Source organism: uncultured Neisseria sp. (assembly GCF_951230505.1).
In the GTDB taxonomy this organism is placed as follows: Bacteria; Pseudomonadota; Gammaproteobacteria; order Burkholderiales; family Neisseriaceae; genus Neisseria.
Genome location: NZ_CATNVN010000014.1, coordinates 1 through 20,455, shown reverse-complemented (window position 1 = coordinate 20,455; position 20,455 = coordinate 1). Strand labels below are relative to the sequence as shown.

General features: G+C 48.2%; 23 protein-coding genes, 2 tRNA genes and 1 pseudogene. 5 read left to right on the top strand and 21 right to left on the bottom strand.

What is annotated here, in order from left to right:
* The 12 genes and pseudogenes from Q1M25_RS02050 to mraZ form a co-directional block, all read right to left on the bottom strand.
* Positions 1-402: tetratricopeptide repeat protein (locus Q1M25_RS02050; RefSeq protein WP_300481239.1), on the bottom strand; the 402-nt coding region annotated here is incomplete at its 3' end.
* Between the two features lie 125 nt (positions 403-527).
* On the bottom strand, positions 528-1,610 hold the full coding sequence (gene mraY, locus Q1M25_RS02045; RefSeq protein WP_300481236.1) for a phospho-N-acetylmuramoyl-pentapeptide-transferase: 1,083 nt from the start codon (positions 1,608-1,610) through the stop codon (positions 528-530).
* Positions 1,611-1,711: 101 nt separating this feature from the next.
* Positions 1,712-1,861 carry a hypothetical protein gene (locus Q1M25_RS02040; protein ID WP_300481233.1) on the bottom strand — a complete coding sequence of 50 codons (150 nt, stop codon included), beginning with the start codon at positions 1,859-1,861 and terminating at the stop codon, positions 1,712-1,714.
* 15 nt (positions 1,862-1,876) lie between these two features.
* A complete protein-coding gene (gene murF, locus Q1M25_RS02035; RefSeq protein ID WP_300481230.1) occupies positions 1,877-3,241 on the bottom strand; it encodes a UDP-N-acetylmuramoyl-tripeptide--D-alanyl-D-alanine ligase in 1,365 nt (454 codons plus the stop codon).
* Positions 3,238-3,741, bottom strand: coding sequence for a hypothetical protein (locus Q1M25_RS02030; protein WP_070645591.1), 504 nt, complete (start codon positions 3,739-3,741; stop codon positions 3,238-3,240). Before Q1M25_RS02030 ends, murF begins: the two co-directional genes overlap by 4 nt.
* 208 nt (positions 3,742-3,949) lie before the next feature.
* A complete protein-coding gene (locus Q1M25_RS02025) occupies positions 3,950-4,618 on the bottom strand; it encodes a peptidase (protein ID WP_300481225.1) in 669 nt (222 codons plus the stop codon).
* A gap of 24 nt (positions 4,619-4,642) precedes the next feature.
* Positions 4,643-5,160, bottom strand: a pseudogene (locus Q1M25_RS02015) (M23 family metallopeptidase).
* Between the two features lie 180 nt (positions 5,161-5,340).
* Positions 5,341-6,819 carry a UDP-N-acetylmuramoyl-L-alanyl-D-glutamate--2,6-diaminopimelate ligase gene (locus Q1M25_RS02010; protein WP_300481219.1) on the bottom strand — a complete coding sequence of 493 codons (1,479 nt, stop codon included), beginning with the start codon at positions 6,817-6,819 and terminating at the stop codon, positions 5,341-5,343.
* Positions 6,820-6,845: 26 nt separating this feature from the next.
* Positions 6,846-8,594, bottom strand: coding sequence for a penicillin-binding protein 2 (locus tag Q1M25_RS02005; protein ID WP_150536900.1), 1,749 nt, complete (start codon positions 8,592-8,594; stop codon positions 6,846-6,848).
* A 74-nt stretch (positions 8,595-8,668) separates the two neighbouring features.
* Complete coding sequence (gene ftsL, locus Q1M25_RS02000) at positions 8,669-8,932, bottom strand: cell division protein FtsL (protein WP_003681879.1); 264 nt, start codon at positions 8,930-8,932, stop codon at positions 8,669-8,671.
* A 62-nt stretch (positions 8,933-8,994) separates the two neighbouring features.
* The gene (gene rsmH / locus Q1M25_RS01995) at positions 8,995-9,957 is read right to left on the bottom strand and encodes a 16S rRNA (cytosine(1402)-N(4))-methyltransferase RsmH (RefSeq protein ID WP_188208803.1); all 963 of its coding nucleotides are present in this window, start codon (positions 9,955-9,957) and stop codon (positions 8,995-8,997) included.
* Complete coding sequence (mraZ, locus tag Q1M25_RS01990; RefSeq protein WP_300481212.1) at positions 9,954-10,409, bottom strand: division/cell wall cluster transcriptional repressor MraZ; 456 nt, start codon at positions 10,407-10,409, stop codon at positions 9,954-9,956. The genes rsmH and mraZ overlap by 4 nt, the downstream gene beginning before the upstream one ends.
* A gap of 401 nt (positions 10,410-10,810) precedes the next feature.
* Here mraZ and Q1M25_RS01985 point away from each other — a divergent pair, with 401 nt between their 5' ends.
* The 3 genes from Q1M25_RS01985 to Q1M25_RS01975 all read left to right on the top strand — a co-directional run bounded on the left by Q1M25_RS01985 (position 10,811) and on the right by Q1M25_RS01975 (position 12,227).
* The gene (locus tag Q1M25_RS01985) at positions 10,811-11,962 is read left to right on the top strand and encodes an SAM-dependent methyltransferase (protein ID WP_300481208.1); all 1,152 of its coding nucleotides are present in this window, start codon (positions 10,811-10,813) and stop codon (positions 11,960-11,962) included.
* Between the two features lie 106 nt (positions 11,963-12,068).
* Positions 12,069-12,145: transfer RNA gene (locus Q1M25_RS01980), tRNA-Met, on the top strand.
* Positions 12,146-12,151: 6 nt separating this feature from the next.
* Positions 12,152-12,227, top strand: a tRNA-Ala gene (locus tag Q1M25_RS01975).
* A 140-nt stretch (positions 12,228-12,367) separates the two neighbouring features.
* Here the strand turns inward: Q1M25_RS01975 and Q1M25_RS01970 are convergent.
* From Q1M25_RS01970 to Q1M25_RS01945, 6 genes are all read right to left on the bottom strand, one after another.
* A complete protein-coding gene (locus Q1M25_RS01970) occupies positions 12,368-12,775 on the bottom strand; it encodes a ClpXP protease specificity-enhancing factor (RefSeq protein WP_300481205.1) in 408 nt (135 codons plus the stop codon).
* Positions 12,776-12,786: 11 nt separating this feature from the next.
* Positions 12,787-13,392, bottom strand: coding sequence for a glutathione S-transferase N-terminal domain-containing protein (locus Q1M25_RS01965; protein WP_039861850.1), 606 nt, complete (start codon positions 13,390-13,392; stop codon positions 12,787-12,789).
* Positions 13,393-13,606: 214 nt separating this feature from the next.
* Positions 13,607-14,395 carry a cytochrome c1 gene (locus Q1M25_RS01960; RefSeq protein WP_300481201.1) on the bottom strand — a complete coding sequence of 263 codons (789 nt, stop codon included), beginning with the start codon at positions 14,393-14,395 and terminating at the stop codon, positions 13,607-13,609.
* Positions 14,396-14,409: 14 nt separating this feature from the next.
* Positions 14,410-15,759 carry a cytochrome bc complex cytochrome b subunit gene (locus tag Q1M25_RS01955; RefSeq protein ID WP_300481198.1) on the bottom strand — a complete coding sequence of 450 codons (1,350 nt, stop codon included), beginning with the start codon at positions 15,757-15,759 and terminating at the stop codon, positions 14,410-14,412.
* 18 nt (positions 15,760-15,777) lie between these two features.
* On the bottom strand, positions 15,778-16,359 hold the full coding sequence (gene petA, locus Q1M25_RS01950) for a ubiquinol-cytochrome c reductase iron-sulfur subunit (protein WP_049335346.1): 582 nt from the start codon (positions 16,357-16,359) through the stop codon (positions 15,778-15,780).
* A gap of 123 nt (positions 16,360-16,482) precedes the next feature.
* Positions 16,483-17,232 (bottom strand): Nif3-like dinuclear metal center hexameric protein, encoded by a 750-nt coding sequence (locus tag Q1M25_RS01945; RefSeq protein ID WP_300481194.1) that lies wholly within the window; start codon positions 17,230-17,232, stop codon positions 16,483-16,485.
* Between the two features lie 175 nt (positions 17,233-17,407).
* Between Q1M25_RS01945 and Q1M25_RS01940 the strand changes: the two genes are divergently transcribed.
* Positions 17,408-18,334 carry a LysR family transcriptional regulator gene (locus tag Q1M25_RS01940; protein ID WP_003748251.1) on the top strand — a complete coding sequence of 309 codons (927 nt, stop codon included), beginning with the start codon at positions 17,408-17,410 and terminating at the stop codon, positions 18,332-18,334.
* Between the two features lie 74 nt (positions 18,335-18,408).
* Here Q1M25_RS01940 and Q1M25_RS01935 read toward each other — a convergent pair whose 3' ends face one another.
* Together Q1M25_RS01935 and Q1M25_RS01930 are read right to left on the bottom strand one after the other, a co-directional pair.
* A complete protein-coding gene (locus Q1M25_RS01935) occupies positions 18,409-19,059 on the bottom strand; it encodes a TIGR01621 family pseudouridine synthase (protein ID WP_300481190.1) in 651 nt (216 codons plus the stop codon).
* Between the two features lies 1 nt (position 19,060).
* A complete protein-coding gene (locus Q1M25_RS01930; RefSeq protein ID WP_004518907.1) occupies positions 19,061-19,639 on the bottom strand; it encodes a TMEM165/GDT1 family protein in 579 nt (192 codons plus the stop codon).
* Positions 19,640-19,809: 170 nt separating this feature from the next.
* Between Q1M25_RS01930 and Q1M25_RS01925 the strand changes: the two genes are divergently transcribed.
* On the top strand, positions 19,810-20,127 hold the full coding sequence (locus tag Q1M25_RS01925) for a hypothetical protein (protein WP_300481188.1): 318 nt from the start codon (positions 19,810-19,812) through the stop codon (positions 20,125-20,127).
* Between the two features lie 3 nt (positions 20,128-20,130).
* Here Q1M25_RS01925 and Q1M25_RS01920 read toward each other — a convergent pair.
* A partial coding sequence (locus Q1M25_RS01920; RefSeq protein WP_300481185.1) for a hypothetical protein occupies positions 20,131-20,455 on the bottom strand: 325 nt, incomplete at its 5' end.

Here is a 20,455-nt window from a genome sequence, read left to right as displayed (position 1 = left end):
TGCATAGTCTTGACGGACTCCTCGCCCGTTGGCATACATCAAACCCAAACTATGTTGGGCTTTGACATGCCCTTGTTCTGCAGCCTTGAGAAACCACTGCACCGCCTCTGCATAGTCTTGACGGACGCCTTGCCCACTGTCATACATCACGCCCAAATTGAATTGGGCACCGGCATACCCTTGTTCTGCAGCCCTACGATACCACTGCACTGCCTGTGCATAGTCTTGACGGACTCCAAGTCCTTTGTCATACATCACGCCCAAATTATATTGGGCTTTAGCATTCCCTTGCTCCGCAGCTTGAAGCGTTTCCTGAAAATCCGATACGTCATCCGCCCATGCCGCTTGCTTCAAGCCCAAGGCAATCAGGGCGGCGTCAAGCCATTTGGTTGGTTGTTTCATGGTTTTACTCCTGTTTTAGTATAAGGCGGGTTTCAGCCGCCGTTAACGATAGGACGGGGCGGATTGCCGCCGCAGGTTTATTGCGCGTTCAAATGCCGTCTGAAAGGTGTTCAGACGGCATAGATTCAGCGGATTTTGAGGGTACTCAAACCAATCAGCACCAAGACGATGGTAATAATCCAGAAACGGACGACGACTTGGGTTTCTTTCCAGCCTTTTTGTTCGTAATGGTGATGAATCGGCGCCATCAGGAAGATGCGTTTTTTGGTTCGTTTGTACCAACCGACTTGCAACATAACGGAAATGGCTTCAACAACAAACAGGCCACCCATGATGACGAGGACAAATTCTTGGCGGATGATGACGGCAACGGTACCGAGCGCCGCGCCAAGCGCGAGCGCGCCGACATCGCCCATAAAGACTTGCGCCGGATAGGCGTTAAACCACAAAAAGCCGAGACAGGCGCCGCACATGGCGGTACAGAAAATCACCACTTCGTTTGCGCCGGCAACGTAAGGCAATTGCAGGTATTGGGCAAATTGGGAGTGGCCGCTGGCATAAGCAAAGATGGCAAGACCGGCGGCAACAAGTACAACGGGGAATGCGGCCAAGCCGTCCAAACCGTCGGTCAGGTTAACGGCATTGGATGTGCCGACGATGGTCAGGTAGGACAATACCAAGAAGCCGACTACACCAAGCGGCAAGGCAACTTGTTTGAAGAAGGGAACAATCAGGATATTGTTGGCGGAATTTGTCGCAAGGTAGAACAATGCCAAACCAGCGATGATGGCAACGCTGGACTGCCACACCATTTTAAATTTGGCAGACACGCCGTTAGGGTCTTTATAAACCACTTTGCGCCAGTCGTCGTAAAAACCGAGTGCGCCGGTAGCAAGCAGGACGCCTAAGAGAATCCAAATATAAGGATTTACCCAGTTGCCCCACAAGATTGTGGACACGGTAATGGCGGTCAAAATCAGCGAGCCGCCCATGGTTGGCGTACCGTTTTTGATCAGGTGGGTTTGAGGGCCGTCGGTACGGACGGCTTGACCGACTTTGAGCGCAGTCAGCTTGCGGATGGTCCACGGACCCAACAATAATGAAAATACCAGCGCAGTCAGCGCGGCCATTACGGCACGGAATGTGGTGTATTGAAAAATATTCAGACCGGTTAACCAGTTACTGAAATGTGCGAGCCATAAAAACATGGGGCTTCCTTTTTTGTTTTTGTTGTTACAGCGGGCTTATTGCCCAATTAAAAATAAATCGGTATGCCGTCTGAAATTACAGACGGCCTTGTTGAGTAAGATTATTTTTCTACCACGCAAATCGGATAGTTTCCAGGATTCTTTCCGCCGCCCAAGTCCAAGCAGGTATCTTCATAAATAAATGCCTGTACTTTCATTCCGGCATAAAACGTGGCAATCAGCAAACCAGCCAATAGAAAAATCTTTTTCATATTTCAGACGGCCTTTTACGCAGTTGTTGCTGCCAACGCCTCGACCACTTCTTCCATCTTCATAAAGCGTGAGCCTTTGACCAATACAGTAGCGCGTTCAGGCAAATTGTGGCTCAACACTTGAATCAGCGGATCTTTGTCAGCAAACCACAAACCTTCCGCGCCAAATGTTTCCGCCGCTTCAACGCTGTTGTCGCCAACAAAATACGCGGCCTCGATGCCTTTATCCCGTGCATACGCGCCAACTTCGGCGTGCATGGCAGCGGCTTCATCCTCACCCAATTCGCCCATGTCGCCCATCACAAAAATACGCGGCGCAGGCATAGCGGCGAGCACATCAATGGCGGCTTTCATGCTGTCAGGGTTGGCATTATAAGTATCGTCAATCAAAGTCGCGCCTTTAATGCCTTGCTTGATATTCAGACGGCCTTTGATATTGCTGAAATTTTTCAGGCCGTCTGAAACTTCGGCAAGGCTCAAACCTGCCGCCAAAGCCAGAGCCGCCGCCGCTACGGCATTATGTACGTTGTGACGGCCGGGGACTGGCAATACCACGGCAACACGTTCATTGCCACGCACCAAATCAAACTCGCAGGACAACGGTTTCAACTCAATATTTTCTGCATGGACATCGCCACTGGCAACGCCGAAAGTCTGAGCGTTCAATTGCGCAGTAGCCGCTTCAAATGTAGCGATATTGGCATCTTCGCACGGAATCAGCGCAATGCCGTCTGAAAGCAAACCTTCGTAGATTTCACTTTTAGCTTTAGCAATATCTCCGACACCATCAAAACCGCAACCGACATGTGCGCGCAAGGCATTATTGACCAAAGCAACATTCGGACCGGCAATTCGGGTCAGCAAAGACAATTCACCAAAATGGTTCATACCCATTTCAATGACGGCATAGCGATGTTTTTCGTTCAGTTTCAACAAAGTCAGTGGCAGGCCGATATGATTGTTGAAATTGCCGGCAGTCGCCAACACAGCTTCATTACCGAATCGATGACGCAATACGCCAGCCAACATCTCTTTAACCGTCGTTTTGCCGGAAGAGCCGGTAATGCCGAAGACAAACGGATTCACATTTTCACGCCATGCCTTCGCCAGTTTTTGCAAAGCCACAAGCGTATCGTCAACCTTCAATGCGCCTTCCAGAGCCGCGCAATCTTCGCGCGAAACCACAACTGCCGTTGCCCCTGCTGCCAAAACATCTTCAACAAAGTCATGCGCGTCAAAGCGCTCTCCGGCAAGCGCGAAAAATACGTCGCCTTCCTGAATATCGCGGCTGTCTGTAACAATACGCGAAACGGGTTGATTTTCAGACGGCATCGGAAGGTTGAGGGTCTGACAAATAAAATTAAGGTCTAGTGGTTTCATGATTGTGTTTCTTGTCCTTGTTCTAACGGCTCCACATTTTTATCCGTATTTTGGGAAACCATTTTTAAATGACGATAATTGCGTCTTGCCAGCACAATAAAAAGAATAGCGGCAAAATTTACACCGACAGTAAGCTTATGTACCGTAAGGCTAAATGATAATTGCAGTACACTTTCTATATAATACGTAAAAGAAAATGCCTCTCCTACAAAGACTATTTGCAACAAGCATGGCGTGTACACATATATCATTCTATTAAAACCTATTTCACGGAATTTAAACGCATTCCATGCTGCAGACAGCGCCAACACACCCAAAATGAAAAGTAAAATCCCAAAAAACACAGCCCATGCCATGTTGTTAATCAGTCCTTGCACACTCTGAATTGATGCCAGAATCAACCAAACCACGCCCTGCACAAAAGTCAGCCATGCCATAAATTTGCCGCTTTTGGGCAATTTTTTATAATCAGGAAATGTATTGGAAAACCAACTTTTCATACTATAAATCACTTTCTCTTATCAACTGCCGATTTTCCCGTACTGCTGGTAATCGGAAAAACACAATACAATGGTTTTACCGTTTTGGCGGTAGGGGTGACAAAGGCTGTAATTGCCGTCTTTTGCCTCATAACGTATTTCATTTGTTTGTCCGGCAAATACCCTCTGCAAGTATTCACGCTCGCTCAAATGCGGAGCATTAAAGATATTACGTTTTGCTGATCGTTTCTTTACTGCCATTCCGAGTAACGACAAAACCATTATCATCGCCTACCCCCTGAGCATTAGGTGCCTGCTCATCAATCCCACTTAACTGGGAATCAGCTGAGAAAGCCAAATAAACCTGTTTATTACCGATCGTATCCGGCACAATCACTGTAGCTGCTTTAAAGGCAGAATCTTCCTTCGACATCAGCTCAAGGATTAACGCTGCTTTTTTGATGTACGCCAAGTCAAAACGATAATCTGCCAACGCGTTGATTTGCGATGGATTATCCTTGACGATACGCTCTAACGATTGAGTCAAAATCTGACGTTTTTTCTGAACAGTCAGATAATTTCCGCCAAATAACAAGGCTGCTAAAACAGGAAATACTGCCAACAACAAATATAAGGTTTTCCGGCCACCTTTGCTTTCTTCCTCTTGTCCTCGCTCAGCAATACGGGTCAAATTCAGCATGATGTTCAGTATCAAAGCACCCGCCATCACGGCAAAAATCCCCAAAATACTCATCAGGAAAATTTCCGTAATGTATTCGCGGAATACCTTAAGCCCGAAAACATTGGATAAAATCAGAACAAATACCCAATACACCAGCAGCACGACTGCCACCATACCGACGATATTCGTTGCCTTAACCAATTTCTTTGCGTTCATACTCTCAAATCTTGTTCAGACGGCCTATCTATTCTGATTAATCAGCGGATACGGATTCACCGCGCCGCTGGGTAGATACACGCCATAATGCAGATGGGCCGGTGTGGTTCTGGCGTTGCCGGTTTTACCGACATAGCCGATGACCTGTCCTTCTTTTACTCGCTCATACAGGCGGATACGGGCAAATTTATTCAGGTGGGCATAGTAATCGCACCCGGCCCTTGGATACCGATGACTTTGCCACCCAATCGGTTACGCCCGATTTTGGTTACGATACCGGGCGTGGTACTGCGTATCGGCGTATTTTTCTTAGCAAAAATATCCACACCTTCATGCCTGCGCCCCTGACTGCGCGCCGCGCCCCAAGTATCGTCAAAACGCTTGCCTTTAACAGGATTAGGCAGGCTTTGTTCGGCCGGAGGCTGTTGCGCCCTCAACTGCTCGATTTCGGCAGTAGGACGCGGAAGTTGTTTGGTTGTACAGCCTGCGAATAAAACTACGGCTGCACTGATTAATAAGGTTTTTGTCGGCATTTTCAGCATCAACTCGGTCTCCTTGTTGTTCAGACGGCCTTGTTAAAAAGTCTTCTGGAACAAACAACTGTGATGGGTTTAATGGCTGACGTGCCGTAATGCGTGTGTCGTATTGCTTTTATTGTATATGTTTAAATCTTTTTCAGACGGCCTTAAGGTTTTGGGCCGTCTGAACATTTGCGATATGGCTTATCCACGCTCTGCCAATGCTTTTTCTGCAATTTCAAAATCGGAGAAATGGTGCTTCACGCCTTGTACATCCTGATAGTTTTCATGCCCTTTACCGGCAATTAGAATGATGTCGTTCGTAGCAGCCTGCTCAACCGCATAACGAATGGCAACGGCGCGATCAACTTCGACACGTTCAGGATTAGGTACGGCAGGCAAAATATCGTTGATGATGTCTTGCGGATTTTCCAAGCGCGGGTTATCGCTGGTAACCACTACTTTATCGGCACCCTGAACTGCTGCCGCACCCATCAATGGGCGTTTGCCACGGTCGCGGTTACCGCCGCAGCCGAATACGCACCACAAAGCCGCGCCCTGTGGTTTGATTTCCTGTAAAGTGGAGAGTGCTTTTTCCAGTGCATCGGGCGTGTGGGCATAATCGACAACGACCAAAGGTTTGCCGCTGTTCATAATGCAATCCATACGGCCTGAAGCAGGACGGATTTTTGCCAGCACTTCCAAAACGTTATTGAGTGGATAACCGTTGGCACACAGCAAGGCAACGCAGGCGGCGAGGTTTTGCGCGTTGAACCGTCCGAGCAGACGGGTGCGGCATTTTCCTTCGCCCCATGGTGTTTGGAATACGGCTTCCATGCCGTCTGAAGAAGCGGTGAAATCGGTAATGCGGATATCGGCTTGCTCGCTGAAACCATAGCCATAAACGGCTAAATCGGGACAGTCTTTTTTCAGACGGCCTGCGAGTTCTGCACCGTATGCGTCATCAACATTGATGATGGCGTGTTGCAGACCATGCCAGTAGAACAGGCGCGATTTGATGGCACCATAGGCTTCCATGGTGCCGTGATAGTCGAGGTGGTCGCGGGTGAGATTGGTAAAGATTGCACTGCAAAACGGCACGCCGTTAACGCGCGATTGGTCAAGGCCATGGCTGGAAACTTCCATCGCGGCGGCTGTTGCGCCTTGCTGGCGGAAGCGGTAGAGCAGGGTTTGAACATCAACGGGAGCTGGCGTGGTATGCGTGGTCTCTTCCAATGCACCCCAAAAACCGTTGCCGACTGTGCCGATAATGGCGGTTTTTTCGCCCAACAGATCGGCAGCTTGCGCCAGCCATTGTGTGATAGAGGTTTTACCGTTGGTACCGGTTACGCCCCAAACTTTAAGGCCGTCTGAAACGTTGCCGTAAACTTGCGCCGCCAACATACCGGCGCGATGTTTTAAATCTTTAATGCCTTGATTGGGTACTTTCCATTCGGGATTCCATGTGAATTTGCCGTCATCATCCCAAAAAACAAAGGTCGCACCGTTGGCGATGGCGGCAGGAATATAGCTGCGACCGTCCGTATATTCGCCCTGACAGGCAACGAAAATGTCACCCTGTTTAATTTGTCGGCTGTCTGAATGCAACAAACGCCCTGCTGCGTTTTCACACAGCAGAGGCGGAAAGTTGGTTTCAGCCAAGGGGGTTAACTTGCTGAACATAAACAATATCTCTTTGATTGTTTGGATTATGACGGTACTTTGACAGTAGCGGTATTACTCAAAGGCTTGGTCGGGGAAACGCCCAAGATGTTCAAGCTTCCGCTCATGACTTCTTTGAATACAGGACCGGCAACCACGCCGCCGTAATAGCCGTTGGCAGTCGGTTCGTCGATGGTAACTGCCACAATCACGCGTGGATTTTTAGCCGGAGCAAAACCGATGAACGTACCGACGTGTTTGTTGTCCACATAGCGGCCATTGACCAGTTTACGCGCCGTACCGGTTTTCGCACCTACATCGAAACCATCGACAGCACCGGCAGTACCGGTACCGCCGGCTTCAGTAACGGAAACCATCAACTCGCGCACTTTTTTCGCAGTAGAGGCTTTGATGACGCGCTTGCCTTTAGGGGCAACCGCTTGTTTTTCAAAGCTGACCGGCAACAATTCGCCGTCATGGGTCAGGACAGTATAGGCTCGCGCCAATTGCAGCAGACTTAATTGCAGGCCATAACCGAAAGACATGGTTGCCTGTTCGATTTTTTGCCATCTGCGCCAGCTTCTCAACAAACCTGCAGTCTCACCAGGAAAGCCTGAATGCATGCGCACGCCCACACCTAAATCGTGATAGAAATCGTACATTTCTTTAGGCGTAAACATGGCAGAAAGTTTACTGGTACCGACGTTGGAAGATTTTTGCATAATGCCGCGCACATCCAAAGTAGGATAAACGTGGGTATCCTGCACGGTAGCCGGACCAATTTTGTAAGGCAGGGTATTGAACGTATCGGTTGCATCCACTTTGCCTGAATCCAATGCTTTGGCAATGGTAAACGGCTTCATGGCAGAACCTGGTTCAATCATGTCGGTTACGGCGCGGTTGCGGCGCTGTTCGCTATTGGCTTGACCCGGTTGATTCGGATCGTAAGCCGGGCTGTTGACCAACGCCAAAATCTCGCCAGTTTGTGCATCCAATACCACAACTGTACCCGCTCTGGCTTTGTGATAAGCCACAGCCTTATTCAACTCGTCATAAGCCAGCGTTTGAATACGCTGATCCAAAGACAAAATCATGTCTTGGCCGTTTTTAGGCACGCTGTTGCGTGGAGAGTCGAGGCTGTCAACGATATTGCCTTTGTTGTCACGCAATACGACTTTCGCACCATCTTCACCGCGCAGACTGTCTTCACGGGAAAGCTCCAAGCCCTCCTGACCTTTGCCGTCAATATTGGTAAAACCGATAACATGCGCAAACAGATTGCCCATCGGGTAATGGCGTTTCAATTCTTTTTGGAATGCGATGCCTTTAATGCCCAATGCCTTGATTTCTTCTGCTTTCTCGTAGCTGAGTTGACGTTTCAGGTAGATAAAGCCTTTGTCTTTTTTAGACAATTTATTTTTCAAAACTTCAACAGGCACATCGGCAATGGCCGACAGTTTCTCCAACTGCTCGTCAGTCGGCATTTCCTCCATACCGGAAGGCATGGCATACAATGATTCGGTAGGTGCGCTCAAAGCCAATGTAGCACCATTGCGGTCGGTAATCATACCGCGTGATGCAGGCAGCGGAAGTGTGCGCACAAAACGTTGGTCGCCCTGATTTTTCAAAAACTCATGCTGACTGGTTTGCAGATAAACCCCGCGCACCAACAGACCGGTAAATGCCAGCGCAACAGCACCCAGCACCAAACCAATACGTCCGTTACTTGTCAGCGGTTTTTTTGTTTTTGTGGTTCCAGACAGCATTTGAGGTTTATATTCGTTCTTAATTAACATGTTGGACTTCTCATGACTTAGCTGCTCAGTGAGCTATTAATTCCCGTAAACACCTTGAAAACAAGGCTATATTCTTATTTTTTGCGTTCCAGCATAGCCGTATTATGCGCACCAGGCGGAAGCAGATGTTGCTTTTCGGCCGCCACTTTAATCAGTTTGTGGTTTGCCAATCTTGCTTGCTCCAATTTCAAGCGCGCGTAATCCTGTTCCAACTGAATTTCCCGCTTTTGCGCCTTATCCAACTCGATAAAGTGCAAGCGCGACTGGTTTTGCTTAAACACCACGGCAAAGGCAGAAACCGTCACCAAAACTAGTAATAAAATATTCAACTTACCCATTTAAAACTTTCAGACGGCCTGCCAACAGAAACATCCCTTGCGACAATGCCGAAACGCTTTCCCTAGTCAACAACCGAAAATTCGCCGCTGCTGCGCTCCGCCACCCGCAAAACCGCACTGCGTGCACGCGGATTAGCTTCAGTCTCTGTCGAACCCGGTTTGATTGCTTTGCCCACAGCCTTCAAAGGCGGCTGAGGCAAATCCGCTTCCTTAACCACTGCCCAACGGGGCAAAGGCGCATGTTGCGAATATTTTTTAATAAACTGCTTCACAATTCTGTCTTCCAGCGAATGGAACGCAATGACAGCCAAGCGTCCACCCTCTTTCAGACGGCCTGCAACCTGCGGCAAAACTGCCTCTACCTCTTCGAGCTCGCGGTTAATAAAGATGCGAACTGCTTGGAAGGTGCGCGTTGCAGGGTCTTGTCCGCGCTCACGAGTACGGACGTTTTGCGCCACAAGCTGCGCCAGCTTGCGGGTTGTATCGATAGGACTTTCCTCCCGTTGCGCAACAATGGCGCGCGCAATCTGGCGACTAAACCGCTCTTCACCATAATTCTTAATAACCTCGTGTAAATCCTGTTCGGATGCGGTTGCAATCCATTCCGCCGCAGACATCCCACGGGTCGGATCCATCCGCATATCCAACGGCGCATCAAAGCGGAAACTGAATCCGCGGCTGCCATCGTCAATTTGCGGCGACGAAATCCCCAAATCAAAAAGCGCACCGTCAATCTTATCGATGCCCAATTCATCCAAGGCCGTCTGAAATGTTTCAAAACCATTGTGTACGACACTGACACGTTTATCTTGAGCCGCCAGCTCATTAGCTACCGCAATCGCCTCCGGGTCTTTATCAAAAACAACCAAACGACCCTGCTCGCCCAAACGTGACAAAATCAGCCGGGAATGCCCTCCCCTACCGAAGGTACCATCCACATAAATCCCGTCTTCACGGATTGCCAACGCATCCACCGCCTCATGCAACAAGACAGTAACATGCTGATAATTTTCAACTTTACTCACAATTGCAAATCCGTTTGACTCAATTGGAAAGCCAATTCATCAGGATCGATATCCAAAGCCTGATTCATTTCCTCTTCCCAATGTTCGCGACCCCACAACTCCATACGGTTTGCACGGCCAACCAAAGTAACTTCTTTTTCAAAATCCACGCGTTTGCGCAGATTCGCCGGAATCAAAACACGTCCGGCGCTGTCCCACTCCAAAATCTCCGCATTGTGCAGCAGCAGATTTTGATACCGTTGCAAAGACTCATTGCCGGCCACTTTCAACTTCAAAATCTGCTCGGCTTTTTCTTCCCAAACGGGCTCGGGGTACATCAATAATTTTTTTCGGGAATCCAGAGTGATCACAATTGCAGGCGTATAACGGCGCAGCAAAATATCGCGGAATTTGGCAGGAATCGCCAACCGCCCTTTACTGTCCATACTCAATTCATGAGCACCGCCAAACACATCACACCCCAAATTCGATTAAAATAAAACAGAGTGGGATTAAAAATCCCACCTTCCTAAAATATTTCGTTTTCACTTCCACGGAACACTTTTTAGGAAAAAGTAACCACTCTCACCCACTATGCCCCACTAACCGACACTATAAGAAATTTTGGCAATCAGGTCAAATCAACCCTTTATCTGAAATGAAACACTAAACACTTAAAATTCAATAGCTTATATATATAAAAATGCATGACAAATTAATATGCCAGCCATTTTATATGGCATAAAACACCATATCTAGTATTGTTTATATTTTTAAAATACTACATATAGTATTTTTACACCCGATTACCACCTCTCTCACAAGGGGCTATAATATACAAACAAATTCAAATTTTTTACATTATCTAACAGTCATGAAGCCACAACTCCCCCTTCCTTCCCCTGATGCACAAGCCTCTTCAGCACACCTGACGAAGCTCATAAAAAACGAAATTGAACAACATCAAAACTGGATACCCTTTTCCCGTTTTATGGAGCTTGCCCTTTACACACCTCAATACGGCTATTACAGTGGAGGCAGCCATAAAATCGGCACAGACGGCGACTTCATTACTGCCCCAACCCTCTCCCCCCTATTCGGACAAACCCTTGCCAAACAACTTGCCGAATTATTGCCACAAGCAGCAGGCAATATCTACGAATTTGGTGCAGGTACAGGACATCTCGCTGCCACACTCTTGCAAAACCTTTCAGATGGCCTGAATCATTACTATATTATCGAACTATCGGCAGAGCTTGCAGAGAGACAACGCCAATATATTCTTGAACATACCTCCCCAGAAGTAGCCGCCAAAGTCATCCACCTCAGCACATTGCCCGAACATTTTGACGGCATCATCATCGGCAACGAAGTATTGGATGCTATGCCGGTGGAACGCTTGATTTATCAAGATGACGGGTTTCAACAAATCGGTGTCAGCCTAAAGAATGACGAGTTAATCGAAGCCATCAGACCATTGGCCCAAGCCGAACTTACGCAAACAGCCGCCTTATACTTCCCTCCCCTTCCCTCATACACAAGCGAGCTGCATCTAGCACAATATGCCTTTATCCAAACCCTGTCCGCCAAATTGCAGCGCGGCGGCATAATATTTATCGATTACGGCTTTGATGCCGCTCAGTATTACCACCCGCAACGTAAAGAAGGCACATTTATCGGCCACTATCGCCATCACACTATCCACGACCCATTTTTCAATATCGGCCTGACCGATTTGACTGCGCACGTCAATTTCACCGATATTGCACGCGCCGGCACGGAAGCAGGTTTGGACTTAATCGGCTACCTGCCCCAATCTTATTTCCTGCTCAATCTCGGCATCACTGATCTGCTGGCGCAAATCGGCAGTCCGGATTCAATTGAATACATCCAAGCAGCCGCCGCAGTACAGAAACTGATACATCAGCACGAAATGGGCGAACTTTTTAAAGTGATCGCTTTTGGCAAAAACATCGATATCGACTGGGCAGGCTTCAGCCACGGCGACATTTGCCATAAACTATAGCCTGACAACTTACTTTTTATTTTTTAAAAACAATAAGAAATAAAAAAAACCAAAATTAGCGCTTGCCAAATATTCAAAAAAAACTATAATAGCCACTTCACGAAACGGCGAATTAGCTCAGTCGGTTAGAGCAGAGGAATCATAATCCTTGTGTCCGGGGTTCGAATCCCTGATTCGCCACCAAATTTTGGGGGTATAGCTCAGTTGGTAGAGCGCTTGCATGGCATGCAAGAGGTCAGCGGTTCGATCCCGCTTACCTCCACCACTAAACAAAAAAGCTCTTGTTAAACGCAAGAGCTTTTTTGTTTGGCTTAATTAATAACTGATTGCTCATTAATTTTGCCATTTCAATACCCAATCAATAAAGGCCGTCTGAAACATTTCAGACGGCCTTTTATCTTTTAATTACTTCACAAGCTTCAATACTTTTTTCTTCGGTTTTTCTTCCGCAAACTCAGCTTTTTTATCTTCCGTTGCCGTAGGATTAGTAGAAGCAGACTGATATGGTTCCACCTCAAAACCCATACCCTCTCCACTTTCACGGCCAAATATACTGACAATATGACCGACCGGAATCCAAATCTCATGCGCTACGCCGGAAAAACGTGCAGAGAAATTGACCCATTCGTTGTCGATATTCAAGTTGTGACTGGCGGTAGGACCAATATTTAAAACAATTTCATTGTCGCGCACATACTGCATCGGCACACGGGTATGTTCATTTACCCAAGCTACGATGTGCGGTGTTTGGTTATTATCCAAACACCATTCATACAAAGCACGCAACAAATACGGTTTGGTTGAAGTTGCCATAGATCCGTCCCTTAACGACGCATGGCTTTTTCAGCCGGCGTCAATGCTTCAATAAAGGCTTCGCGTTGGAAAATACGCTCGGCGTATTTCAGCAAAGGCGCAGCAGATTTACCCAGTTTGATGTCGTAATAGTCCAAACGCCACAACAGCGGAGACAAGGCAACATCAATCATGGAAAAGTCGTCGCCCAAGATGTATTTGTTTTTAGTAAAAGACGGTGCCAACAGTGTCAAACCATTGCCAATGGCTTCACGCGCTTTAGCTTGTTCTTTATTGGTAGATTCAGGGTTTTCCAACACTTGCACCAAGCTGAACAATTCTTTTTCCATACGGTACAGCACCAAACGACCGCGACCGCGCATAACAGGATCACCCGGCATCAGTTGAGGATGAGGGAAACGCTCATCAATGTATTCGTTGATAATGTTTGATTCGTGCAAAATCAAATCACGCTCAACTAGAACCGGTACTTGGTTATACGGATTCATCAAAGCCAAGTCTTCAGGTTTATTGAACACGTCCACATCTTTGATTTCAAAATCCATGCCTTTTTCGTACAGCACAAAACGGCAGCGTTGGCTGAATGGACAAGTAATACCTGAATACAAAGTCATCATAATCTTCTACTCCTGATCAATCTTTTCAGACGGCCTTAAGCCTTATAAAAATTCAGACAGAATTATACATAATTTCAAACACTTAATCCAGAAATTTCATATATCACATTGTTTATATTAAGTAATTTTAAAATTTACATTATTTCCGCATAAACCAATTTCACAAACAAAAAAGGCAAACCTGAAACAGGTTTGCCTTTTTGATTCAAAAGAATTAATGAACGTCTTTCCAGAATTCTTTTTTCAGGAAGTACGCCAACGGCAACATTACGGCAAACAGGAATGTCAAAACCATGTAACCGATACGGTGGCGTTGCAATTGAGCAGGCTCACCCATGTATACCAGGTAGTTTACCAAATCGCGCACATAAGTATCGTACTCTTTTTGGATTACTTTACCGTTAGGCAGACGACGGCTGTGCAGACCGGTAGATTCCCAATACAGTTTAGGAGTCAGGTTGCCATGCTCGTCTTTAATCATAACGGGCTGACCTTTGGCATCCAACTCAACAGCCTGAACACCTTGTTGTTCCCACAGTGGGTGAGGCATACTCGCACCGGCCAAAACAGTATTGTTCCAACCGGTCGGACGAGTTGGGTCTTTATAGAAGCCGCGCATATAGGCGTACAGGTAGTCTGCGCCTTTAGAACGGGCGATCAGGGTCAAATCCGGTGGAGGCGCACCCAACCATTTGGAGGCATCTTTCGGATCCATTGCCGCTACCATTACGTCACCAACGTTGTCTGTTGTAAACATCAGGTTTTTCTTGATTTCATCTTCAGTCAAACCGATGTCTTTCAGACGGTTGAAGCGCATACCACTTGCAGAGTGGCAAGACAAACAGTAGTTTGTAAAGATTTGCGCACCGTGCTGCAGGCTGACTTGATCACGCAGGTCGATATCGACTTTTTCGTAGTTTGCATGGCCGCCGCTGGCGACGGCTGCACTCATAGGCACTGCCAGCAATAAGGCAGCAAACCAGTTTTTCAGAGTTTGTTTCATTTTCGCTGCCCTCATCAGATATTGGTTGCAAACAAGTAAGCACCAATAACGGTAATACCGACGTAAACAAAGAACATAATTTTTTGTTTAGTAGTGCTCATGGTTACGCGTTCAGGAACTGGTTTGTTGGTATCCAGTTTGGTATAGAACGGCATACCCAGGAAGAATGCAAAGTAGACGAAAGACAGGATACGTGCAACCAAAGTACGAGTATCAGTTGCTACCATTGCACCCAAAATACCCAAGCCGATGAAGGCAATGATGAACAGAACCAACGCAGTTTTGAAGATTGGGCCGCGATAGCGGACAGATTTAACCTCGCCTTTATCCAACCAAGGCAACAAGGCGATCAGGACAACTGCTGCACCCATACCGATTACACCCCATACCTGAGTACCGGCAAAGGAAGGAATCGCACGCAAAATTGCGTAGAACGGAGTGAAGTACCATACCGGCGCAATGTGAGGAGGTGTTTTCAGCGCATTTGCTGCATCGAAGTTTGGCGCTTCCAAGAAGTAGCCGCCGCCTTCAGGTGCAAAGAACAGCACAGAACAGAAGACAATCAGGAATACAACAACACCCAAGATGTCTTTAACGGTGTAGTAAGGATGGAATGGGATACCATCGCGTGGAATACCGTTTTCGTCTTTGTTTTTCTTGATTTCAACGCCATCAGGGTTGTTAGAACCCACTTCGTGAAGGGCGATGATGTGTGCCACAACCAAGCCGAGCAATACTAGAGGTACTGCGATAACGTGCAGGGCGAAGAAGCGGTTCAAAGTAACGTCGGAAACGTTGAAGTCACCGCGGATCCAAGTGGACAAATCAGGACCGATAACAGGGATGGCGGAGAACAGGTTAATAATTACCTGCGCACCCCAGAAGGACATTTGACCCCAAGGCAACAGGTAACCCATAAAGGCTTCTGCCATCAATGCCAAGAAAATCAGGGAACCGAAAATCCACACCAATTCACGAGGTTTTTTGTATGAACCGTAAATCAGACCACGGAACATGTGCAGATAAACGACGATGAAGAAGAAAGATGCGCCGGTGGAGTGCATGTAGCGGATAATCCAGCCGCCGGACACGTCGCGCATGATGTACTCTACTGCGGTAAAGGCAGCAGGCAGATGGTAGGCGTTAAGGTTGCCGTCCGGTTTGTAGTTCATGGTCAGGAAAATACCGCTGACGATTTGAATTACAAGGACAAGCAGGGCCAAAGAGCCGAAGTAATACCAGAAGTTGAAGTTCTTCGGCGCATAGTATTGAGCCAAATGCTCATTCCACATTTTAGACAGAGGGAAGCGAGCGTCCATCCAGCCTAACAATGCTTTTGCTTTGCTATTGGTTTGGTTTGCCATAATTATCGTTCCTTATTTTTAGTCTTCGCCCACCAAAACAGTCGTATCGCTCAGATATTTGTAAGGCGGTACAACCAAATTGGTCGGTGCAGGAACACCTTTGTATACGCGGCCTGCCATGTCGAATTTCGAACCGTGGCAAGGGCAGAAGAAACCGCCTTTCCAGTCTGCACCCAAATCCGCAGGGGCAACGTCGGGACGGTAAGTCGGAGAGCAACCCAGGTGGGTACAGATACCGATAGCGACGAGGAGGTTCGGCTTGATCGAACGGTGCTCGTTTTTAGCGTATTCCGGTTGCTGATCCACTTCGGAATTAGGGTCTGTAACTGCACCATCCAAACTTTTCAAGTCTTTGAGCTGTTGATCTGTGCGGTTGACCAGCCAAATCGGTTTACCCTGCCATTCGGCAGTCAGCATTTGGCCTGCTTCGATTTTGCTGACATCTACTTCGACAGCAGCACCGGCAGCCTTAGCTTTCTCCGATGGGAAGAAGCTGGCCACGAAAGGCGTAGCTACGCCCAGAGCCGCCACACCGCCTGCACCGCATGTAGCCAGTGTCAGGAAACGGCGGCGACCGTTGTTGATTTCTTGATTATCCATTATTCAGTCGTCCTAAAATTTTGGGAATACCGAGCCATTAAACAGCGTAATTCTACCTAGTTTGTTGTAATACTCAAAGCATTATTTAAAATAAGGTAAAGTTTTTATGATATTGCTCAATACTCAGGCAGGGTTGTTTTCATCAAAGTGAACCACTTCGATACCGAATTTTTCTGCCACGGCATCGCCTAAGGCGCGGACGCCGTAACGTTCTGTCGCGTGGTGGCCTGCACTGATAAATGCCACACCTGTTTCGTTGGCAAGATGATATTGCGCTTCAGAAATCTCACCGGTCAGATACGCATCGACACCTTCATCTACGGCCGTCTGAAAAAATCCCTGCGCACCTCCGCTGCACCAAGCAATACGTTTGATTTCGCGTTTAAGATCGCCGATAACGGTCGGCTTGCGGCCGAATACCGCCTCGATGCGTTCAGACAACTGCGCCAACGTTTGCGTGGTTTTCAGACGGCCTGTATTCAACAGGTTTTGCTCGCCGAATTGTTTTTCGAGCACCCAATCGAGTTTCTCAGCCAACTGTGCGTTATTGCCTAATTGCGGGTGTGCGTCCAGCGGCAGGTGGTAGCCCGCCATATTGATTTGGTGTTGCAGCAAGGTTTCAATGCGTGCTTTTTTCCAACCGGTAATCGTGACGGGCTCGCTTTTCCAAAACATGCCGTGGTGAACCAAAAGCATATCTGCCCCCTGCTCTACTGCAAAATCGATTGCAGCTTTGCTGGCGGTAACCGAAGTGGCGATTTTGGCAATTTCTTCTTTGCCTTCAACCTGCAAACCGTTGGGCGCATAGTCCTTAAACAGCCCGACCTGCAATGTCTCATCGCACCAAGCCAGAATTTCGCGGCGTAAAGCCATATTCCGCTCCTTATATCTATCTTCAAAAACAGCTTCGCATTCTAACCGCAAAATCTGTTTATGCCTCAAATTCTTACATTCCGATTTCAGCAATCATTCCCAACATTAATCATTTGCACATCATCATGAATTATTTTAATATACCCTACCTTACCCACAGGCCGTCTGAAAACACATGGACTCTATTATCGAATTGCGTCATCTCAAAACCTTGCTGGCTTTAGAAGAAACCGGCAGCGTTTCCCTTGCCGCCAAACGGGTTTTCCTGACCCAATCCGCCCTGTCGCACCAAATCCGCGCCTTGGAAAATTATTACGAAACGCCGTTGTTTGAACGCAAATCCACACCTTTGCGCTTCACTCCGGCCGGTATGCGCCTATTGCAACTGGCGCGCGAGCTGTTGCCGCAGGTTGCCGCCGCCGAACGTGATCTGGTGCGGATTATCGAAGGCGAAGCCGGCGAACTCAGGCTTGCCGTCGAATGCCACACCTGCTTTGACTGGCTGATGCCTGCCATGGGCGAGTTCCGCCCCTTATGGCCGCAAGTTGAATTGGACATCGTCTCCGGTTTCCAAGCCGATCCAGTCGGGCTGCTGCTGCAACACCGCGCCGACCTTGCCATCGTTTCCGAAGCCGAGCCGCTCAACGGCATCAGCTACCGCCCTCTGTTTGCCTATGAAATGGTCGGCATCTGCGCAGAAGACCACCCGCTTGCCGACAAAGACGTTTGGGAAGCGGAAGATTTTATCGACGAAACCCTGATTACTTATCCCGTCCCCGACGAAATGCTGGATTTGCCCAAAAAAGTGCTGCTGCCTAAAGGCATTAATCCGCCGCGCCGCCACAGCGAGCTGACCATTGCCATTATTCAACTGGTTGCCAGCAAACGCGGCATCGCCGCCCTGCCCTATTGGACAGTCATGCCGTATTTGGAAAAAGGCTACGTCGTCCACCGCAAAATCACTTCAGACGGCCTGCAAAGCAAACTTTATGCCGCCATTCGTACGGAAGACGCCAACAAAGGCTATCTGGACAACTTCTGCCAAATCACGCACGACCGCTGTTTTGCCGATTTGCCGGGTTTGAGCGAATTGGAAATGTAAACTTGAAACAATCAAAAGGCCGTCTGAAAAATTTCAGACGGCCTTTTTTAATATATACAAAAGTTTCACTGCTTCTATTCGGATTCATCCGAACCCAAACACGCCAACAAATCGATTTCAGACGGCCATGTTTTATCAGGCGCAACCCGAATATCGAAATGCTCGCCGCGATAGTCGAAAACCAAACGCCAAGCGTGCAGAAACAGATGTCCCGCCTCATCGCCGCCATACAGCGTATCGCCCAAAATCGGACTGCCTATGCTTTTCATGGCCACGCGCAGCTGATGGGTTTTGCCGGTAAACGGCTGCAACACAAACAGGCGCAAACCGGGCTTTAAGCTTTGGCTGCTGAAACGGGTAACGGCAAAATTATCCTCATCACGCATCAGCTTCCATGTACCGCGGCGCGAACGCGCCATACCGCCTTTCACCCAACCCTGCTTTTTCGCCGGCTTGTGCGTACCGAGTGCCAAATAAGTTTTACGCATGGTTTTCTCGGCAAACTGTGCCGACAAAGCCGCCGCACTGTCGCGGTTTAACGCAAACAGCAACAGGCCTCTGGTGGCTTTGTCCAAACGGTGAACCAGCCACACGCGCTCAACGCCGAGCTGCTGCGCCAGCGAAGCGGTCAGGCAAACATCCCCTTCCGATTCGCTGTGCACCGATACGCCGCAAGGTTTATTGATGACCACAAAGTCTTTGTGTTCAAAAACAATGTCCCACATTTCAGACGGCCTTCAACACAATACCATCGCCAAGCAGGGTCAAAATACCCAGCAGGCAGAACAAGATACACGCAGCAATGCGCACTGCTTTGGCCGGAATTTTGCGCATCAGCATTTCGCCCAAATACACGGCAGGTACAGAAGCAATCATCAAACCGGCAATACTGCCGACCACGACCAGCAAGATAGATTGGTATTTGGCTGCCAAAAGAACCGTCGCAATTTGCGTTTTATCGCCGATTTCCGCCAAGAAAAACAGGACAACCGTCGCCGTAAATGCGCCGTATTTCAGCCACTTGCCATCAGGGTCTTCGTCTTTGTCCGGCAACAGCAGCCATAATCCAACCGCAATAAAGCTGCCGCCGACCACCCATTTCATGACTTCTGGCGAAATAGCGGATGCCAGCCAGACACCGAGTGCGGCTGAAACAAGATGGTTCAACAGGGTTGCAATAAAGATACCGGCAACAATCGCGTTTTTGTGGGCAAAACGTGCTGCCAAAAAGAGCGCGAGCAATTGCGTCTTATCGCCGATTTCGGCAATGGCAACGCCCAGCGTCGAGGAGAAAAAAGCTTCCATGATTTAAGATACTCAACCGAAGAGCGGGCAAACAAAAAGCGCTGTGCATACCGCCCGCAAGGGTATGGACAACGCTTACGTCTTGCCTGTCTTCCGATAAAGCAGAGAAGATACCGCTGCCACGGCCGCACAAGCCGATTATGTTGACAACGGTTTCGGCATTGCGCCGAATGGCTACTCCCGTAAGAGTGAAGCGCGGATTTTACGGCAAACAAAGGTTTGAAGCAAGAAAAACAAAAGGCCGTCTGAAACCCAATGTAAAGCAGGTTTCAGACGGCCTGCGATTACTCGCCGCATACTTCAAATTTACGGCCGGATCCTCTGCCATTGTATCTGCCAAAACCATGCGGCATATCGTTTTCAATCACTTTAAACAAACCCGGGCTAGCTGTAACCCCTTCAGGCATATTATCCGGCAGGGCCTGACGCATCTTGGCAGTAGCGGCTTTAAAATCTTCCATATTGCGCCAACGGGCTACGTTAATTAACAATTAAGCGGATTTCAATTTGGGTTTACGGATAGAAAATCCGTCTTTCATGCTCAGTCCCAACAGCGTCAGATTAGCCATACCGGCAATCAGTTCTACGATTTGAACGATATAAAACACGCTGTCAAACTGTCCGGCAGAAGCGCGGTTATTCAAGAAAAAGGCACAAGGCAGCAAAATCAGCATTCCGTTGGCAGCGATAAACGGCATGCGTCGGCGTTTCGCGGAAATCGCAGTATGTTTGCTTTTGCCGCCCATTTTCATGCCTGTTGCGCCTGCGGTTGCCATGCAGGCAATCAACCCGAACAGCGCATAAACAATGGTTTGC

Excerpts from the sequence above, each read along its gene's own strand:
- Q1M25_RS01985 (WP_300481208.1), top strand. The coding sequence starts at position 10,811 with ATGAAGCCACAACTCCCCCTTCCTTCCCCTGATGCACAAGCCTCTTCA.
- Q1M25_RS01925 (WP_300481188.1), top strand. The coding sequence starts at position 19,810 with ATGGCTACTCCCGTAAGAGTGAAGCGCGGATTTTACGGCAAACAAAGG.
- Q1M25_RS01970 (WP_300481205.1), bottom strand. The coding sequence starts at position 12,775 with ATGGCAACTTCAACCAAACCGTATTTGTTGCGTGCTTTGTATGAATGG.
- Q1M25_RS02030 (WP_070645591.1), bottom strand. The coding sequence starts at position 3,741 with ATGAAAAGTTGGTTTTCCAATACATTTCCTGATTATAAAAAATTGCCC.
- Q1M25_RS01940 (WP_003748251.1), top strand. The coding sequence starts at position 17,408 with ATGGACTCTATTATCGAATTGCGTCATCTCAAAACCTTGCTGGCTTTA.
- Q1M25_RS02010 (WP_300481219.1), bottom strand. The coding sequence starts at position 6,819 with ATGTTCAGCAAGTTAACCCCCTTGGCTGAAACCAACTTTCCGCCTCTG.
- Q1M25_RS02025 (WP_300481225.1), bottom strand. The coding sequence starts at position 4,618 with ATGAACGCAAAGAAATTGGTTAAGGCAACGAATATCGTCGGTATGGTG.
- ftsL (WP_003681879.1), bottom strand. The coding sequence starts at position 8,932 with ATGGGTAAGTTGAATATTTTATTACTAGTTTTGGTGACGGTTTCTGCC.
- petA (WP_049335346.1), bottom strand. The coding sequence starts at position 16,359 with ATGGATAATCAAGAAATCAACAACGGTCGCCGCCGTTTCCTGACACTG.
- Q1M25_RS01945 (WP_300481194.1), bottom strand. The coding sequence starts at position 17,232 with ATGGCTTTACGCCGCGAAATTCTGGCTTGGTGCGATGAGACATTGCAG.
- Q1M25_RS01955 (WP_300481198.1), bottom strand. The coding sequence starts at position 15,759 with ATGGCAAACCAAACCAATAGCAAAGCAAAAGCATTGTTAGGCTGGATG.
- murF (WP_300481230.1), bottom strand. The coding sequence starts at position 3,241 with ATGAAACCACTAGACCTTAATTTTATTTGTCAGACCCTCAACCTTCCG.
- Q1M25_RS01960 (WP_300481201.1), bottom strand. The coding sequence starts at position 14,395 with ATGAAACAAACTCTGAAAAACTGGTTTGCTGCCTTATTGCTGGCAGTG.
- Q1M25_RS02005 (WP_150536900.1), bottom strand. The coding sequence starts at position 8,594 with ATGTTAATTAAGAACGAATATAAACCTCAAATGCTGTCTGGAACCACA.
- mraY (WP_300481236.1), bottom strand. The coding sequence starts at position 1,610 with ATGTTTTTATGGCTCGCACATTTCAGTAACTGGTTAACCGGTCTGAAT.
- Q1M25_RS02040 (WP_300481233.1), bottom strand. The coding sequence starts at position 1,861 with ATGAAAAAGATTTTTCTATTGGCTGGTTTGCTGATTGCCACGTTTTAT.
- Q1M25_RS01935 (WP_300481190.1), bottom strand. The coding sequence starts at position 19,059 with ATGTGGGACATTGTTTTTGAACACAAAGACTTTGTGGTCATCAATAAA.
- Q1M25_RS01930 (WP_004518907.1), bottom strand. The coding sequence starts at position 19,639 with ATGGAAGCTTTTTTCTCCTCGACGCTGGGCGTTGCCATTGCCGAAATC.
- Q1M25_RS01965 (WP_039861850.1), bottom strand. The coding sequence starts at position 13,392 with ATGATGACTTTGTATTCAGGTATTACTTGTCCATTCAGCCAACGCTGC.